The 18,446-nt window shown below is 60.8% G+C and carries 12 protein-coding genes; 8 read left to right on the top strand and 4 right to left on the bottom strand.

The annotated features are described in order from the left end of the window. Positions 1-40 precede the first annotated feature (40 nt). Together BSK43_RS32060 and BSK43_RS32055 are read left to right on the top strand one after the other, a co-directional pair. Positions 41-877 carry a bifunctional allantoicase/(S)-ureidoglycine aminohydrolase gene (locus tag BSK43_RS32060; RefSeq protein ID WP_077467519.1) on the top strand — a complete coding sequence of 279 codons (837 nt, stop codon included), beginning with the start codon at positions 41-43 and terminating at the stop codon, positions 875-877. A gap of 78 nt (positions 878-955) precedes the next feature. Further along, positions 956-1,396: a YqaA family protein gene (locus BSK43_RS32055; protein ID WP_077467518.1), complete on the top strand. Its 441-nt coding sequence runs from the start codon at positions 956-958 to the stop codon at positions 1,394-1,396. Between the two features lie 48 nt (positions 1,397-1,444). Here the strand turns inward: BSK43_RS32055 and BSK43_RS32050 are convergent, their stop codons facing one another. Then, the gene (locus BSK43_RS32050) at positions 1,445-2,431 is read right to left on the bottom strand and encodes a LacI family DNA-binding transcriptional regulator (protein ID WP_077467517.1); all 987 of its coding nucleotides are present in this window, start codon (positions 2,429-2,431) and stop codon (positions 1,445-1,447) included. Between the two features lie 16 nt (positions 2,432-2,447). Further along, positions 2,448-3,464 (bottom strand): Gfo/Idh/MocA family oxidoreductase, encoded by a 1,017-nt coding sequence (locus BSK43_RS32045; protein ID WP_077467516.1) that lies wholly within the window; start codon positions 3,462-3,464, stop codon positions 2,448-2,450. A 206-nt stretch (positions 3,465-3,670) separates the two neighbouring features. Between BSK43_RS32045 and BSK43_RS32040 the strand changes: the two genes are divergently transcribed. The 5 genes from BSK43_RS32040 (at position 3,671) to BSK43_RS32020 (ending at position 8,702) form a co-directional block, all read left to right on the top strand. Beyond that, the gene (locus tag BSK43_RS32040; RefSeq protein WP_136687477.1) at positions 3,671-4,948 is read left to right on the top strand and encodes an extracellular solute-binding protein; all 1,278 of its coding nucleotides are present in this window, start codon (positions 3,671-3,673) and stop codon (positions 4,946-4,948) included. Between the two features lie 77 nt (positions 4,949-5,025). Further along, positions 5,026-5,916 (top strand): sugar ABC transporter permease, encoded by an 891-nt coding sequence (locus tag BSK43_RS32035; protein ID WP_077467515.1) that lies wholly within the window; start codon positions 5,026-5,028, stop codon positions 5,914-5,916. A gap of 1 nt (position 5,917) precedes the next feature. Then, complete coding sequence (locus BSK43_RS32030) at positions 5,918-6,829, top strand: carbohydrate ABC transporter permease (protein WP_077467514.1); 912 nt, start codon at positions 5,918-5,920, stop codon at positions 6,827-6,829. A 23-nt stretch (positions 6,830-6,852) separates the two neighbouring features. Further along, positions 6,853-7,935 carry an ABC transporter ATP-binding protein gene (locus BSK43_RS32025; RefSeq protein WP_077467513.1) on the top strand — a complete coding sequence of 361 codons (1,083 nt, stop codon included), beginning with the start codon at positions 6,853-6,855 and terminating at the stop codon, positions 7,933-7,935. Between the two features lie 20 nt (positions 7,936-7,955). Then, positions 7,956-8,702, top strand: coding sequence for a ThuA domain-containing protein (locus BSK43_RS32020; protein ID WP_077467512.1), 747 nt, complete (start codon positions 7,956-7,958; stop codon positions 8,700-8,702). A gap of 95 nt (positions 8,703-8,797) precedes the next feature. Here the strand turns inward: BSK43_RS32020 and BSK43_RS35895 are convergent, their stop codons facing one another. Then, positions 8,798-8,977: a hypothetical protein gene (locus BSK43_RS35895; protein ID WP_246662752.1), complete on the bottom strand. Its 180-nt coding sequence runs from the start codon at positions 8,975-8,977 to the stop codon at positions 8,798-8,800. Positions 8,978-9,099: 122 nt separating this feature from the next. After that, positions 9,100-9,537: a VOC family protein gene (locus BSK43_RS32010; protein WP_077467510.1), complete on the bottom strand. Its 438-nt coding sequence runs from the start codon at positions 9,535-9,537 to the stop codon at positions 9,100-9,102. 388 nt (positions 9,538-9,925) lie between these two features. Between BSK43_RS32010 and BSK43_RS32005 the strand changes: the two genes are divergently transcribed. After that, complete coding sequence (locus BSK43_RS32005) at positions 9,926-18,430, top strand: glucoamylase family protein (protein WP_077467509.1); 8,505 nt, start codon at positions 9,926-9,928, stop codon at positions 18,428-18,430. The last annotated feature ends 16 nt before the right edge of the window (positions 18,431-18,446 follow it).

The raw sequence follows: 18,446 nt of genomic DNA, 5'->3' as shown, positions 1-18,446 counted from the left end.
CCGAGCCTCCCGGGAAATTCTGAGAACGAAGGGCGAGACGATGCAAAGAATCTATTATTCCTCTCTCGGCGGCCATCCGCCGCAAAGCGATCTGCTGACGGGACGAGCCGTCTTCACCGAGGCCTATGCGGTTATTCCGAAAGGCGTCATGCAGGATATCGTCACCAGCTTTCTGCCCTTCTGGAACGAGACGCGCTGCTGGGTGATTGCTCGCCCGCTCTCCGGTTTTGCCGAGACCTTTTCGCAATATGTCATGGAAGTCGCGCCGGGCGGCGGCAGCGACCGACCCGAGCTCGATCCTGAGGCCGAAGGTGTGCTCTTCGTCGTCGATGGCGAGATCGAATTGACGCTGCCGACGGGCAAGCACATTATCCAGCCGGGCGGCTATGCCTTCCTGCCGCCAGGCCTGAAGTGGTCGCTCCACAATCGCTCCGGCGCTCATGCGCGCTTCCATTGGGTCCGCAAGGCCTACGAGGCCGTCGAGGGGCTCAATCATCCGGAGCCGCTGATCCTCAACGAGAAGGATATAGCGCCCTCCGTCATGCCCGGCACGGAAGGGCGTTGGGCGACGACCCGTTTCGTCGATCCGTCCGATCTGCGCCACGACATGCATGTGACGATCGTCACCCTCCAGCCTGGCGCCGTCATTCCCTTCGCTGAAACCCATGTCATGGAACACGGTCTCTATGTGCTGCAAGGCAAGGCCGTCTATCGCCTGAACCAGGATTGGGTCGAGGTGGAGGCCGGTGACTTCATGTGGCTGCGCGCCTTCTGCCCGCAGGCCTGCTATGCTGGCGGCCCGGAACCGTTCCGCTACCTGCTCTATAAGGACGTCAACCGCCACATGACGCTTCGTCCCTTCGGTTCGCGCCGCTAGGCTCGTTGATCCTGAGGAACCCGTGCCTATTGTGCGGGCTTTTCAGCCACAACTGAACCAACGAGTAATCCCATAGCCTTGATCGATCTTGCAGCTTACCTCGGCCTATTCCTGGCGGCGCTTGCTGCTGCGACGATCCTGCCCATGCAATCCGAAGCCGTTCTTGTCGGCATGCTGCTGACGGAGAGCTATCCGGCCGTCGCGCTTGTCACCGTCGCAAGCCTCGGCAATGTGCTCGGTTCGCTGGCGAACTGGGGGCTGGGGCGATGGATCGAGCGCTTTCGCCATCAATCGTGGTTTCCGGTCGGCGATCGCGCCATGGAACGGGCGCAGGGATGGTATCGCCGCTACGGGCGTTGGTCGCTGCTGGCAAGCTGGCTTCCCATCGTCGGCGATCCGATCACAGTGGTTGCTGGCGCCTTGCGCGAGCCGTTGCCAACGTTTCTTCTGCTGGTCGCTATCGCCAAGATCGGCCGCTACGTCGCGCTCGCCATGGCGACGACAAGCCTTGCGTCATGATGTGCCAGGCATTGGCAATCTCGCTGGCGAAGCGGGCATTCAGGGATTTCAGCAAGTCGAGCCCCAGCGAACCGTGTATTCGTGGGTTACGGTTGCAGTGCCATCCTTGCCGAGGACCTGATCTTCGATGAAGCCGACGATCGTATCCATATAGGCGTTGATATCGAGCGCAAGCGTGGTCAGATCATTGCACTCCCACATGGCCAGGTTGACGCCATCCTGCCCGATGATCGCGAGATCTTCCGGCACCTTCCTGCCGAGCACGCGTGTCGCCGCATCTCGAACGCCAATCGCCATCACGTCGTTTCCGCAGACGACCGCATCGATCGACGATCGGCGAAGCAGCACGACGGCCTCCTTGAAGCCTGACTCGTAGGAATAGTCGCCATGGCTTTCCGCGACGAAGCTGAGGCCATGCTGGGCGAGCGCATCGGCAAACCAGCTCTTGCGCTGCTTGTCGATCCAGCTGGAATTGCGGCCGGTGAGATAGGCAAAACGGCTTCGCCCGGAAGATACCGCCTTGGCGACCACTTCGGCCGCCGCCTTCGATCCGTCGACGATGAGCTGCGATATGTTGGGATCGGAAATGGGCTCAAACGACACCATGATCGGCCGGGCGGTCCGGAAGATCTGAACCGCATCGGCCATGGACACCATGTCGGAGAAGATAACGGCGTGATCCACCTGATAGGCCGACGCCATCCGCATCAGATGCGCCCGGTCATCATAGCCGGCGCAGCAGAGGAGGATCGGCAGCAATTCCCGCTCCTGCAGCCGCTGGACCAGATATTGCAGCTGCTGCCCTTCGCACGGGTTCTCGATCGAGTTCACAACGAGAGCGACAAGCTGCGATCTTTGGCTGTTCAACGAGCGGGCGATCGCGTTCGGGCGGTAATCATGCTCGTCGGCGATGGACATGATCCGCTTTCTTGTCCGGTCGCTGATCCGCGCATCGCCCGAGAAAGCCCTGGAGATCGTCGACGAAGAAACGCCGGCGAGCTTTGCGATTTCCTTCGAGGTGATGCGCTTGTTCATTCCCGCTTCCTAAAGATTAGCCGATGTCGGAAATCCTGACCGATTCTCCGTCGCGTGCTGCAGAGGCCTTGATAGCATCCCAGAGGCGGGCAAAGCGAAGCCCATTCTCGACGGTCGAGGGATTTTCCTCTTCGCCACGGCGGACGGCAAGGAAGGATTTCAGCGGGCTCTCCTGATGAGTGGCCTCGGCAATCTCACGCGTGCCGGGCCTTCCGTCCAACTCGATTTCGCGCCAGGCGCCCCATGCGTCTATCCGAACGATGGCCTTGGAATAGAATAGCGTCATGTGCGAGGCGCAGCCGGGAGGGCCTTCGCCAGCGGCGTTGAACGTGACCAATGCGCCGTTCTCAAGTCGTGCCGCGACCGCGCAGGTGATGTCGATGGGCTTGCCGTAGTTGTTCATATAGGCCGAGACACGCTCGAATTCGGAGCGAACGAGAAGGCATACCGTGTTCATCATGTGTGCGCCGGTATCGAACATGAAGCCGCCGCCGGATAGTTCAGGTTTCTGCTTCCACTGGCCGTCATATTTCGAAGACCAGCCCTCCCAGATGGTTGCCGAGACGCTGACCAGATCGCCGAATTCACCTGCGGCTGCCCGCCTGTGGGTGTCGCGCACCAGCGGCGACAGCGCACCGTTGAAGGCGATGACGACGACATTGTTGTTTCTGGCCCGGGCTTCGATGAGCGCCTTGGCCTCCGCCACGGTGGTGACCATCGGTTTTTCCAGGAAGAGGTCGAGGCCGGCCTCGATCACGGCGAGTGCCTGCTCGGCATGGAAAGCATGCGGCGTCGATACGTAAACGGCATCCAGCCCGTTCTTGCATTGCGCAAGCATGACCCGGAAATCATCGAACTCCAGCGGGGCCTTGCGCCCTGCGCTCGTGCAGATGTCCGCCAACCGCTGGCGCGATGCGACGCTGACATCCGCTGCCGCTGCAAATTCGATCTCAGGCATCCGAACCCAGCTCCGGGCGTATTCGGCGGCTTTCAGCCCGGCTCCGATCACGGCCAGGCGAACAGGATTTGACATAGTTTCCTCCATTTGTGCACACGTATGCGCAAAACGATGTAATCGGATACGGAAAAATTTTCAATATAAAACAGCCTGATAATTGAGAGTTTGGCGATAGCTCAATCTCGCTATTGAAAAGCAATGCCATACGTGTGTACATTTCCCTGGCGATGGAGGATCGCAAGAAGAACCCATGGGAGGGGTGGATGCTGAAGAGCTTTCTCATGGCCGGCATATGCGTCGCCGGCCTGTCAGTTTTCATGAACGCCGCCAACGCGGAGACCATCCGAATTGCCGAACATCGTCAGGCGCGCATCGATGCGCTGAAGGTCGTCGTTCCGGACATCGAAAAGAAGCTCGGCGTCACGATCGAGGTCATCGAATATCCGGCGCCGGAGAAAGACTATCTGTCGAAGCTGCTGACCGAGCTTCGGGCCGGCAATGCCCCCGATCTGTTCACAGCCCCCGCCGGGCAGGATGTCGCGGATATGGTGGCCGCAGGCTATCTCGCGCCGATCACGACCGAGTTCAGGGCCTGGGATGGCTATGGCCAGCTGTTCGACGTCTCGAAGAAGCTCGTGACGCGGCCAGATGGCGACGTCTATGTCCTGCCTGCCATGCTGGGCGTGCAGCAGCTTTATTATCGTCGCGACATTCTGGAGAAGGCCGGCATCTCCACGGAGCAGCCGAAGACCTGGAAGGACCTTCTAGATCGCGCCAAGGAGATCAAGGCAAAGACCGGTGCCTACGGGCTGCTGTTTCCGGCTGGCGTCACCTGGGGCGGCGGCGCCTTTGCCGAAGGGTTCAGATATCTCGTCGTCGGAAGCTCAACGCCACAGATCGCCAATGACGATGGCACCCTCAACCTGAAGGGTGACGGCATCAGGGATGCGCTCGGCTTCTACAAGGACCTCATCGACAGCGATTTGATGCCCGTCCAGCCCCTGCTTGGTCCCGAACCATGGGTGACGCCAAAATACCAGATGTTCCCAGAGGGCAAGCTGGTCGCCACGACCTGCGGTTCCTGGTGCTACATCTATGACTGGGGTCCGGAGAGCAAGAATCCGATTCCAAACGTCACGCAGGCCGTCGGCACATGGACCATGCCCGGAAAAGACGGCGGCGAGCATGTCATGGTCGATATCGACAGTGCATGGGGCGTGAACGCACAGGGCTCCGATCCCGATCTTGCCAAGAAGGTTCTGCTCGAACTCGGCTCGGTCAAGGCCGATGTCGCCTACTCGGAACGCCTCGGCAACATACCCGGACGCAAGGATGCCACAAGCGATCCCGAATTTCAGAAGCTCACCGCGCTCGTGCCTGTTCTGGCAGCCGTCGAGAAAGGCGTGTTTCTGAATTCCGCCCCCGGCTTTTCCGCCGTCTCCGAGGGCGTCGCGCGTGCCACCGAGGCACTGCTGCGCAAGGAGACGGATGCCGCCGGCGCACAGAAGATCCTTGTCGATTATGTCAGCGAGACGCTCGGCGAAGACATGGTGAAATAACCTATCCGTTCGATCTTGGAACTAGCGGGAAGAGGCGACAGCGCTCGCTCTTCCCGCCGAATAGGGACAGTTGCTGAATGCCCGCAAAGAATTTCCACGAAGCCCGGATCAGGCGGCAGCTATTTCTGATCCTGCTGCCCTCGATGCTGCTGCTGCTCGCCTTCGTGATCTATCCAGCAGTCTATTCCGTCTATCTGAGCTTCACCAATGAGGCGTTGACCGGTGCTGGCGCTCTGACGCCGCGTTTCGTCGGGATTCGCAACTATGCTCGTCTCCTCAACGACACCAAGTTCTGGAACTCGCTTCTCGTTACCTTCCTTTTCGTGCTTGGCTCGGCGATCATAGGGCAATTCGTCCTCGGGCTCGTCTCGGCGATGGCGCTTGGCCGGTCGATCCGCTTCCGGAAGGTCTTCGCCTCGATCATCCTTCTGCCCAATGCGGCGCCTGAGGTCGTGGCCGGTTTCATGTGGATCTCGATGCTGGCGGGCGGCGAACAGGCGACGCTCAGCCGCATCGTTGCGTTCTTTGGCGTCGAACCCTCCGATTGGCTGAACACTTTTCCGCTCGCAATGATCATCGTCGTCAATACCTGGCGCGGTATCGCCACCGCGATGATCCTTCTGACCGCCGGCCTCAGCACCGTTCCCGGCGAAATCTACGAGGCGGCGCGGATGGATGGCGCAACTCCGATGCAGACATTCCGACGCATCACGCTGCCGCTGATGATGCCGACCATCCTGCTCTATATGCTCATCTCCGCCGTCTCGACGATTGCCGTGTTCGGCCTTGTCTATGCGCTCACGCGCGGCGGCCCGGGCGGCGCGACCGAGCTCATCAGCATCTACATCTACAATCAGTCCTTCACGGCATACCAGCTTGGCTACGGCGCGGCCGTCGCTGTCGTGGTTCTGCTGATCTCCGTCGTCATCGGCGTCGGCTACGTCAAGGCCATGAAGGTGGAGGTCTAGGATGGCTGCAATCTCTCCAGCGGAAAGCGCAAACAAGGTGAAGGGCGACCTTCTGGCCTATGCGACGCTTTCGCTCATCTCGATCTTTTGCGCCATCCCGTTTCTTTGGGTGTTCCTCGCTTCCCTTGACGGCAATGCGCAGCTCTTCCTCCGCTGGCCCGAGCAATGGACACTCGGCAATTATGCCAGGATCTTCGTCCAGGAAGACGGCGGTCGCTGGCTGTTCAATTCGCTGTTCATCGTCGGCAGTTCGACGGCTGTCGTCATCGTGCTCGCCGGGCTTGGCGGCTACGCGCTTTCCCGCACGACGGCCTGGTGGAAGCTGCCGTTTCTCTATGGGATCCTGTTGATCAGGGTCCTGCCGCCGACCGCGCTCGTCGTCCCGCTCTACAAGATCCTGCTCACGCTCAATCTTGCCGAGGCGGCGATGCTGCGGCCGATCTTCGGCAGTTCCACGCGAGCCATCATGCGCTGGACTGGGTTCATCGACGGATATCTCGGCATTATTCTCGTCCTCGCAACAATGCAGCTCCCGCTGGCGCTGTGGATCATGAAGACCTTCTTCGACGGCCTTCCGAGGGACTATGAAGAAGCGGCTTTGATGGACGGCGCGACGATGGTGCAGCGCATCCGCCGCGTGCTTGTGCCCCTGGCGCTGCCGGGCCTCGCCGCGGCCGGCTTGTTTGCCTTCATTTCCGCCTGGGGTGATTTCCTGCTGCCCCTGACTTTCCTCTCCTCGCCGGAGCTGCAGCCGCTGCCGCTTGGCCTGTTCCGGGCCTATCTGCGCGTGAATACCGTTGACTACGGTTTTCTTGCCGCCCTGGCGTTCATCTACCTGCTTCCCGCTGTCGTCGCCTTCGGCTTTGCCCGCCGTTTCCTGGTGCAGACCTTTGCCGGTGGCGTGAAGGGTTAGCCGATGAAGAAAGAGCAACAACAATGATTACTTTGAATAATGTCCGCAAATTCTATGGCGCTCTCGAAGTCATCAAGGGCGTGGATATCACCGTCGAGGATGGAGAGTTTGCCGTTTTCGTCGGCCCGTCCGGCTGCGGAAAGTCGACACTGCTGCGCATGATCGCCGGGCTTGAGGGGATCGACGACGGTGACCTCATCCTCAACGGCCAGCGCATCAACGATGTGCCGCCCGACAAGCGCGGCATCGCCATGGTGTTCCAGTCCTACGCGCTCTATCCGCATATGACCGTCGCGGAGAACATCGGTTTTTCGCTCAGCCTCAAGAAGGTTCCGGAGGCCGAAATCCGCAAGCAGGTGGAAGGTGTCGCCGAGATCCTGCAGCTGACGGACTACCTTAATCGCCGTCCGGCCGCCCTTTCCGGTGGTCAGCGGCAGCGGGTGGCGATCGGCCGGGCGATCATCAAAAAGCCGTCGCTCATCTTGTTCGACGAACCGCTTTCGAACCTGGATTCTGCCCTCAGAGTGCAGATGCGCGCCGAGCTGCAGAGCCTCCACCGCGAATTGAAGGCGACCGTTGTCTATGTCACCCACGACCAGGTCGAGGCGATGACGATGGCCGACCGGATCGTTGTGCTGAACAAGGGCACGGTTGCGCAGCAGGGCGCACCCATGGAGCTCTATCACCGCCCTCAAAACGAGTTCGTCGCCACATTCATCGGCTCACCGAAGATGAACGTCATCCCGATGACGGCCAGCCGCAATGGCCCCGGGGCGGCGCTTAAGAGCGGTATCGGGCTCGAACTCGGCCTTGCGGATGCGGATGGCCGGATACCGCAGGGCGAGGTGCGGCTCGGCGTTCGCCCGGAGCATTTGAAGCTTGCGGCGGATGGGCAGGGGACGTTCGAGACGGAGGTCCAGCTTGTCGAGCGGCTCGGCGTGGAAACCTATCTCACGGTCGGTCGCCGCGACGACCCTCTGATCGTTCGAACCGAGGGCGACATGGTCCTGCGCCCCGGCGATCGCGTCTCTCTGCGAGTCGATCCCGATAGCTGTCACGTCTTCGATACGGCCGGCCGCCTCGTTCGTCCGGCAGCAATCTCTTAAAACCACCTGAGGAAAGTGAAATGACAATCAAAGTGACCATTTGGAACGAAGGCCGGCACGAGAAGACCGATGAGATCGTGCAGAAGCTTTACCCCGACCGGATGGATGGTGCGATCGCCAAGGGGATCGAAAGGCCTGACTTCGAGATCCGCCGCACAACCATGGATGACCCGGAAGAAGGTCTGCCGGATTCGCTGCTTGAAGATACCGACGTTCTGCTCTGGTGGGGTCATGTGGCACATGAAGAGGTCAGCGATGGGCTGATCGACCGGATCCAGCAGCGGGTGCTGAAGGGTATGGGTCTGCTGATTCTGCACTCCGGCCATCATTCGAAGCTCTTCCGGCGCCTGATGGGAACGAATGCGAACCTCTCCTGGCGCGAACTGCCCGAAGGCGATCTCGAGCGTGTGTGGGTGATCAATCCTTCCCACCCGATCGCAGAGGGGCTGCCGCCCTATTTCGAGGTCGAGGCTTCGGAAATGTATGGCGAGCCCTTCGATATTCCGCAGCCTGACGAGCTGGTCTTCATCTCCTGGTATTCCGGCGGCGAAGTGTTCCGCAGCGGCTGCACCTTCCAGCGCGGCCGTGGTCGGATCTTTTTCTTTAGCCCCGGGCACGAGAGCTATCCGGTGTACCACAACCAGCACGTCCTGAAGGTGATCTCCAACGGTATCCGCTGGGCACAGCAGAAACACACCGACGGCAGGATCCTTGAGAACTGGCACCGCAAGGAGCCGCTGCACGGAAAGACCGCACCCAGGTCTTGAGGCTACCTCCCGTGGGAGGCTGGGGCGTTCGCGCCCCGGCTTCCTGCGGGACGTTCTATTTTGGAGGCCATGCGATGACGGAAGCCCATGCCGAGTTAACGGGCCGCATGCTTGATGCGGATTTCTGGATGCAGGTCCGCTGTCGGCATGATGGATGTTTTGCGCCGCTCGCAAAGCTCGCCGCCGAGCACCCTGATGTGTTCGCGTTCGAATCCGGCCTGCAAATCGCAAAACGTTGCCAGACATCTCAGACAACGGTCGTTCGCTTCGCCCATCACCTCGGCTTTGAGGGGTTCTCGCAAATGAAGAGGGCGTTTCGTCTTGCCTTGAGAAGCCGTATCCGGACGATCAACTGATGCGGCTCTGGCATGAGCTGTGATCTGCTCTTCGCGTGGCGTTAGCCGAGTTCCTGAGCGAGCCCGATGAGAAGCCCTCCGGGGCCGCGGATGTAGCAGAGCCGGTATATATCCTTGTACTGCACGACTTCGCCCACCAGCTGCGCGCCGCGCTTGCGGAGCCTTTCGAGCGTCTCGTCGACATCGTCCACGGAGAACATGACGCGAAGGTAGCCGAGAGCGTTGACCGGGACATTGCGGTGATCTTCGACGACGGCCGGTCTGATGAAGCGGGAGAGTTCAAGCCGGCTGTGGCCATCCGGCGTGCGCATCATGGCAACCTCGACGTGCTGATCGCCCAGTCCGGTGACACGCCCGGCCCATTCTCCTTCGATCGTGGCCCGCCCTTCGAGCTCGAGGCCTATCTCGCCCAAGAAATCAATCGTCTCGTCGAGATCGTCGACGACGATTCCGACATTATGCATCTGCTTGATCGCCATGTGTCCAACCTCCCGGGTGCGCTTGCAATCTACAGGGTGTCTTCCCGTCAAACAACGGACGAGTTGTGCAATCTCCCGGCCTGAGCGGACCGGCAAGCTCCTGTAAGGCATCACGGCCGCCAGCGGAATCGCCCACTGGACGTTGTTTTGTAAGGCGATGCTGCCGATGGCCCATGCCCGTTCACTAAATATGTGCCATGATTAATCGCGCGTTCATTTTGCAGTCGCTATTGAGGAGCGTTAACAGTTTCCAATATTTCATGTCTGAACAGAGCTATTTCCCTTCAAACCCACGAAGAGCCCGAACACGGAACTTTTGCGCTCCCAGGCGCATCTTGTTTGGTCAGGATATTCAATCGGACATGATCTCAACAGAAGAGCGGATGGTATGGTGTCTCAAAATCTAACGGGCGGTTCGACCGCGCAGGCCAAACTGCCTCTCGTGGATGTCGATTTCGGAATCCGCTCTACTCTTTTGTCGAACGATCAATTGAGAGCCAAGGCCACGCAATTTGCGGAGAGCCAGAAGCTCGATGTCGCGAGCTTCGAAAATTTCGATTTCTTTCAACGGCATCGCGAGAACGAAAGCGAGATCCTGCGGGTCTATCGCGCTGCGGCAGCGGATGTCGATGCCGGCGAAAGCATCACCCCGGCGACGGAGTGGCTGCTCGATAACCACTACATCGTCGAGGAGGCTATTCAGGAAGTCCGCCGGGACTTCCCGAAGAAATTCTATCGCGAGCTGCGCGCCATCAATCTGAATGGCGTAGCAATACCGCGCACGCTGGCGCTCGCTTGGCTCTATATGGCCCATGCCCACAGCAATATCAGCAATGCCGGCATGGCGGCCGTCACGGAAGGCTTCCAGGACAAGCAGACCTTGCATATCGGCGAACTCTGGGCGCTGCCGTCACTCGTTCGCTACGTGCTGATCGATAATCTGCGGCGCGTTGCTACACGCATCGACAAGAGCCGCGAGATGCGCGGCATCGCCAATGCCGCAGCCACCAAGGTGATTGCGCTCGGCGACGCAAGCTCCACTGAATTCCTTGAAACGCTGTCCGCCAATCTCGACGACACGACCTTCGTGACCCAGCTGCACTATCGTCTGCGCAACGCGATCGAGCCCACCGATGCCGCACTCGGCTGGCTGGAAGCAAAGCTCGCTGCGAAAGGCACCGACGCCGAAGCCGTCATGTCGCTGGAGCAGACGCGACTTGCCTCCGGCAACACGCTGATGGGCAGCATCATCAAGAGCCTGAGGGAGATCGACGATACAGATTGGTCGACCTGGGTCGAAGAGGTCAGCAAGATCGACAAGCTTCTGTGGAAGCAGACCGACTATGCTGAGCTCGATTCCGGCTCCCGCAATGCCTATCGCCGCCAGATCGAGAAGCTGGCAAAGCGCAGCGAGAAGACGGAGCTCGATATCGCAGAGGCGGCCATCAGCCTGGCCGAGCGTTCTGCCGCTGGCGGCAAGGACCCGTCGGCCGCCGCCGCCAATGTCGGCTATTTCCTGGTTGGTGCCGGCCGCCCCCTGCTAGAGGCGGAGATCGATTTCCGGCAGACGATCGGCCTGCGGTTCATGCGGGCGATCCGCCGCCTGAACTGGCTGGCGATTGCCGTGCCCGTACTCACCTTGACGCTGTTGGCGCTCCTTGCCGTTGGAAGCGTTTTCGTCAGCACCGGCATTCCGGTCATCGCGACGATCGTTCTTTTGCTGGCATTCGCGCTTCCGGCCTCGGAAGGTGCTACCGGCCTCTTCAACTTCTTCGCCACCTTCTTCATCGCGCCTGATCGCCTGATCGGCTACGAATTCAAGAAGGGCCTGCCTGCCGAGGCCCGCACGCTCGTCACCATCCCGAGCCTGATCGGCAAGCGCGAGCATGTTGACGAACTGATCCGCAATCTCGAGGTTCATTATCTCGCCAATCCCCTCGGCGAAATCTACTACGCCCTGCTCACCGACTGGCCCGACAGCCAGGAGGAGCAGAACGCCCGCGATCTCGAAATCCTCGACTATGCGAAGCGCCAGATGGCCAATCTCGAGGCGCGTTATGCCGAGGAAGGCAAGCAGCGCTTCTATCTGCTGCATCGCCGCCGTCTTCACAATCCGGCCGAAGGCGCGTGGATGGGCTGGGAGCGCAAGCGCGGCAAGCTGCACGAACTGAACATGCTGCTGCGCGGCAGCCGCGATACCACCTTCCTGCCGGGTGCCGACAAGGTGCCGCAGGATGTGAAATACGTCATGACGCTCGACAGCGACACGCGCATCATTCGCGACACGGTGACGAAGCTCGTCGGCAAGCTCCATCATCCGATCAACCGCCCGGTCTTCGATGCGAAGAGCCAGCGCGTCGTCGACGGCTACAGCGTGCTGCAGCCGCGCGTCACCCCGTCACTGACGACGGGTAAGGATGCATCGGCCTTCCAGCGCATCTTTTCGGTCAATCGCGGCCTCGACCCTTACGTTTTCGCCGTTTCCGACGTCTATCAGGACATCACCGGCGAAGGTACCTTCACGGGCAAGGGGCTTTATCACGTCGACGCCTTCGAGGCCTCGCTGAAGGGCAGGATCGAGGAAAACTCGGTGCTCAGCCACGACCTGCTCGAAGGCTCGATGGCGCGATGCGCCCTGGTGACCGACTGCGAGCTCGTCGAGGATTTTCCGATCCGCTACGAAGTGGAAATCTCCCGTCAGCATCGCTGGGCTCGCGGCGACTGGCAGCTCCTTCCCTATATATTCAACCCGAAGCGTGGCGTGACGGCGCTCGGTCGCTGGAAGATGGCCGATAACCTTCGCCGCTCGCTGACGCCGATTGCCTGGTTCCTGGCATCGGCCCTCGGCTGGTACTGGATGAGCCCACTCGGTGCGCTGCTCTGGCAGATCGTGCTGATCTTCAGCCTGTTTGTGGCGCCGACGCTGTCGCTGATCAACGGCATCATCCCGCGCACGAGCGATATCATCCTGCGCGCCCACCTCCATACGGTCTGGAACGATATTCAGAATGCCAATGCGCAGGTGGCGCTGCGCATCGTCTTCATCGTCGATACCGCCTGCGTCATGGCCGATGCCATCATCCGCTCGCTCTACCGCGCCTTCGTCAGCCGCAAGCTGATGCTGCAATGGCGCACCGCCGCCAGCGCGCAGGCCATGGCACAGACGACCATTCTCGGCCACTACAAGGTCATGTGGCGGGCTCCGGTGCTCGCCCTTCTCGCGCTGCTCTTTGCCGTGTCTTCCGGTGACAGCGCCTTTCTGGTCGGCGTTCCCTTCATCATCCTCTGGGTGCTGTCGCCCGTGATTGCCTGGATCGTCAGCCAGACGGCAGAGACGGAAGACAGGCTGGTCGTTCCCGACAAGGTGAGAAGCGAGCTTCGCAAGATCGCACGGCGCACCTGGCGCTACTTTGATAATTTCGTTGTTCCCGGGCAGCATTACCTGCCGCCGGACAACGTGCAGCAGACGCCACATGCCGTCGTGGCGATGCGAACGTCGCCGACCAATATCGGCGTTTATCTCCTGTCGGTGGTTTCGGCGCGGCATTTCGGCTGGATCTCGTTCGAAGATGCGATCAAGCGCATCGAGCAGACGATCGAGACGACCGCGAAGCTCGAAAAATATCGTGGCCACCTGTTCAACTGGTATCACACCGATACGCTGAAGCCGCTTGGCCGGAAATATGTGTCGTCAGTGGATAGCGGCAATCTGGCCGGCCATCTGATCGCCGTGGCCTCCGCCTGCCGCATTTGGGCGCTGAATCCTGCCGCGCAGATTCACGGCAGCCTCGATGGCATCGGCGACGTTGCCGGTATCCTTCGCGAGGTCCTGGCCGAGGTTGCGGATGACAACAAGATAAGCCGTGACCTACGGGCTCGCGTTGATGAGCGGATCACGACCTTTGAGGCCACGCTCGCAGCGGCCAAGCAGAAGAACGAGTTTTCTTCAGCCACTATCGAGCGGCTTGTTGCAGACGCCCGGGAGATCGCCAAATTTGCCGGCGATCTCGATCGGGAGGTCAAGTCGGCCAAGAGCGAAGAGGTCGTCCACTGGGCCGGCAAGCTTACGGCGACCTGCGACCTTCATCTGGTCGATAACTCTTTCGACCAGGCGAAGATGGATGCCGTCTCGGAGAGGCTTGTTGCGGTCGGCAATCGCGCTCGCGAGCTCGCCTTTGCCATGGATTTCAGCTTCCTCTTCCGTCCCGAGCGCCGGCTGTTGTCGATCGGCTTCCGGGTCGAAACCGAAGAAGTCGATGCCGCCTGCTACGACCTTCTCGCGTCCGAAGCCCGTCTGACGAGCCTCTTTGCCGTCGCCAAGGGCGATCTGCCGACCGAGCATTGGTACAAGCTCGGACGTCACGTCGTTCCGGTCGGGCCGCGCGGTGCGCTGGTTTCCTGGTCGGGCTCGATGTTCGAATATCTGATGCCGCCGCTCGTCATGCAGGAGCGCCAGGGCGGTATCCTCAACCAGACGAACAATCTGATTGTCCAGGAACAGATGAATTACGCCAAGCACCTTGGCGGCATTCCCTGGGGCATTTCGGAAGCGGCCTTCAATGCCCGCGACCACCAGATGAACTATCAGTACAGCAATTTCGGGGTGCCGACGCTCGGCCTCAAGCGTGGTCTCGGCCAGAATGCCGTCATCGCGCCCTATGCCTCGCTGCTGGCAAGCCAATACAACCCGATCGCCGCGCTCGAGAATCTCGAGAGGCTTCGGGGCGTCGGTGCGCTCGGCATGTATGGTTTCCACGATGCCGTCGACTTCACGCCGAGCCGCGTGCCCGAGGGTAAGAAGCATGCGGTCATCTACAACTACTATGCCCACCATCACGGCATGTCGATCGCAGCCGTCGCCAACGTCGCCTTCGACGGACTTCTGCGCGAACTCTTCCATGCCGATCCGGTGATCGAAGCTGCCGAACTGCTGCTACAGGAGAAGGCGCCGCGCGACATTCCCGTTATGGCGTCCAAGCACGAGACCGATGCGCCGGCAACCATTCAGGGCGATCTGATGCGTCCCGAAGTGCGCCGCGTGGAAGATCCGGCCTCTCGCGAACGCGAGCTGCTGCTGCTGTCCAACGGGCGTTATTCGACCATGCTGACGGCGACGGGCGCCGGCTACACCCGCTGGAACAACCTGGCGATCAATCGCTGGCGCGCCGACCCGACTGAAGACCGCTGGGGCTCGTTTATCTTCCTGCGGGATACGGCGTCGCACGAATGGTGGTCCGCAACCGCCGAGCCGCGATCGATCGCCAATGAGCATGTTCGTGTAACTTTCAGCGACGACAAGGCCGAATTCGTCAAGACCGTCGGCGACCTCACCAGTGAAATGGAAGTCTTCATCGCGAGCGATCACGATGCCGAAGGCCGCCGCCTGACGATTTCCAATACCGGAACGGAAGACCGGGTGATCGAAGTCACCTCCTATATGGAGCCGGTGGCCACGCTCGACATCGTCGATACCGGGCATCCGGCCTTTGCCCGCATGTTCGTGCACACGGAGATTGCCGGTCAGGGCGATGCGATCTTCGTCGAACGCCGCAAGCGCGGCGTGACCGATCCGGAAGTAGCGATCGCGCAGCTTGTTGTCGACGGCAGCGACGGGGATCGACCGACCCAGTTCGAAACCGACCGCATGCGGTTCCTCGGCAGGGGACGCACCTTGACGGAAGCCGCCGCCTTCGACGAAGGCGCCACGCTTTCGGGCACCGATGGTTTCACCATGGATGCCTGCGTGTCGCTGCGTCGTATCGTTCGTGTTCCAGCCGGCCAGAAGGTCAGCTTGATCTTCTGGACCATTGCGGCCGCGAACCGGGCGGAACTCGACACCGCGGTCGAGCACTATCGCCAGCCGGACAGCTTTGCCCAAGGTCTTGTCCAGGCGTGGACGCGGACCCAGAAACAGCTGCGCCAGATCGGCGTCAACTCCAAGGAAGCGGCGGCGTATCAGCGCTTTGCGCGCTATATCGTCTATCCCGAAATGTCGCTGCGGGCGGACAGCAAGACGGTTCGCGCCGGTCTCAAGTCGCAGTCGGTCCTTTGGGGCGCAACCCTCTCGGGCGACGTACCGATCATCACGCTGCGCATGACTGACGAACTCGGCACCGATCTCGTCAAGGAACTGCTGCGCGCCCAGGGCTTCCTGCAGTCGCGAGGCGTCGAGGTCGATCTGGTGATCTTCAACGAGCGCACCGGCGAAGAAGCCTCGGAGATGCAACGTATCATCGACCAGCTTTGCGATGGTGCCCGTCATGCCAGCGAGGCGGCCGGCGTTCAGCGCAACATCTATGTCATCCGCAAGGACATGACCGAGCCCGGCGTCTACGACGCGATCATTGCCTCCTCTCGCATCGTGTTGCGCGGGCGCGATGGCAGCCTGAAGGGTCAGCTAGAGCGGGCGCGCTCCGTCGCCGGATCGCCGGCGTTGCTTGGCCAGTGGGGTGATTCCACGCTTGTACCGAGAATGACCCGCAGCGAGACCGCTCCTGCAGCAGATGCGGGACGCGACCTGGCATTCTGGAACGGTTATGGCGGTTTCGCAGCAGAGGGCTGCGAATATGTCGTGCGCCTTTCGGGTGGCGAACAGACACCGCATCCGTGGGTCAACATCATGGCCAATGAAAGCTTCGGCTTTCACGTCTCGGCCGAGGGTGCTGCCTTCACCTGGAGCCAGAACTCCCGCGATCATCAGCTGACGCCCTGGACCAACGACATGGTCACCAACAGGCCCGGCGAAGCCTTCTATCTCAAGGATCTCGAGCGTGGTTCGGTGATCGTGCCCTATGCTGCCCTGGCGCAGCATTCGGACACCCAGTTCGAAGCGCGCCATGGTCTGGGCTACTCCGTCTTCACGACCGTCCAGGACGAGATCGCGCTGGAAGTCACGCAGACCCTCCATATGGAGAAATCGGTCAAGCTGACGCAGATTCGTATTCGCAACACGGCGACTGTGGCACGCAAGCTCCGCCTTTACGGCTATGCCGAATGGATTCTCGGCAACAACCCGACCAAGAGCAAGCCGTTCATCGTCTCGGAGTTTGATGCCGAGACTGGCGCGATCTTCGCGAACAATCCGTTCAGCGTCGATTTCTCGACGCGGGTGGCATCATTTGCCGCCAGCGAGAAACCATCCAGCATTTCCGGTAGCCGCCGCGAATTCATCGGCCGCCACGGGACGATCCAGCAGCCACGCACGGTTTCGGCCGGGTCGCGCCTGTCCGATGCGATTGATCTCGATGGAGATCCGGCGGCGGCGATGGCTTTCGATCTGACGATCGAAGCTGGCGGCGAGCACGACATCTGCTTCTACATGGGCGATGCCGGCTCGCGCGAGGAAGCGGCAGCTCTTCTCGCAGACATCCGTTCCGTCAGCTTTGACGAGGTACTCGGCAAGACCAGAGACTTCTGGAAGGTGTTTACGGGCAAGACGCGCGTTTCGACCCCGGATCAGCGCTTCGACTTCATGGTCAACCACTGGCTGCCCTATCAGACGCTCAGCTGCCGCATCATGGCACGTACGGCCTTCTATCAGTCGAGCGGTGCCTGGGGGCTTCGCGACCAGCTGCAGGATTCCCTGGCCTTCCTGCTGCATTCGCCGGAGATCGCCCGCAAGCAGATCGTCAATACCGGCAGGCGGCAGTTTCCGGAAGGCGACTTCCAGCATTGGTGGCTGGCCGATAGCGGCGCGGGTGTCCGGACGAATATTTCGGACGATCCGGTCTGGCTCGCCTACGCCGTCGACCAATATTATGCTGCGACCGGCGACGTCACGATCCTCGATGAAATGCTGCCTTTCGTCGAAGGTGCGGCGCTCAGCCCGGGTCAGCACGACGCCTTCTTCCAGCCGCGCCTTTCGGCCGAAAATGCGTCGCTTTACGAGCATGCCGCCCTTGGTCTCGATCTGGCGATCAAGCGCACGGGTGCAAATGGCCTGCCGCTGATGATGAGTGGCGACTGGGGTGACAAGATGGACCGCGTCGGCATCGACGGTCGCGGCGAAAGCGTTTGGCTCGGCTGGTTCCTGGCCGGTGCGCTTGGATGTTTCATCACCTATGCCGAAACGCGTGGCGATGCGCAGCGTGTTATCAGCTGGACGGATCATCTGGCAAAGCTCAAGAATGCGCTTGAAACTGCGGGATGGGACGGCAACTACTACCGCCGCGCCTATTTCGACAATGGCGCACCGCTTGGATCGCATCAATCCGATCAGGCCAAGATCGACTCCATTGCCCAATCATGGAGTGTTCTGTCCGGCGAAGGCAATCCGGAACGCAGCGAAACGGCGATGAACGCTGTCCTCGAACAACTCGCGGACCAGAAAGGCGGCTTCATTCGCTTGTTGACGCCACCCTTCACCAACCCGACGAACGATCCGGGCTCCATCAAGGCCTATCCTCCGGGCGTTCGCGAGAACGGTGGTCAGTATACCCATGCTGCCGTATGGGCGACGCTGGCTCTCGCCCGCATGGGCCGTGCGGAGGACGCCTGGCGCTGCTTCGAGATGCTCAATCCGATCAATCATTCGCTCGATAAATCGGCGGCGGATGTCTATCGTGTCGAACCCTACGTGATCTCGGGTGACGTTTACAGCGAAGGTCCCCTCAAGGGTCGCGGCGGATGGAGCTGGTACACCGGCTCCGGCGGCTGGCTCTATCGGACGGCGATAGAGGGGATCCTCGGCGTTCGTGTCGAGAACGGCCATCTCCACGTCAAGCCGGTTCTCCCGGCAAAATGGGATGGGTTCTCGGCGGATCTTTATTTGCCGAGTGGGGCGTACAAGGTGTCGGTTTCCAAGGGAGCGGCCGCGGACGGCTATGCCGTGACGATCAACGGGACCGCCATCGACCACCTTAACGAGGGATATCCGCTCGGCGCCGGGCAATAACGATAGTCCAAAGAAA

Source organism: Rhizobium sp. P44RR-XXIV (assembly GCF_001999485.2).
Taxonomy (GTDB): Bacteria; Pseudomonadota; Alphaproteobacteria; order Rhizobiales; family Rhizobiaceae; genus Rhizobium.
The sequence above is the reverse complement of the archived record's forward strand: the minus strand, read 5'-3'. Positions and strand labels throughout refer to the sequence as shown.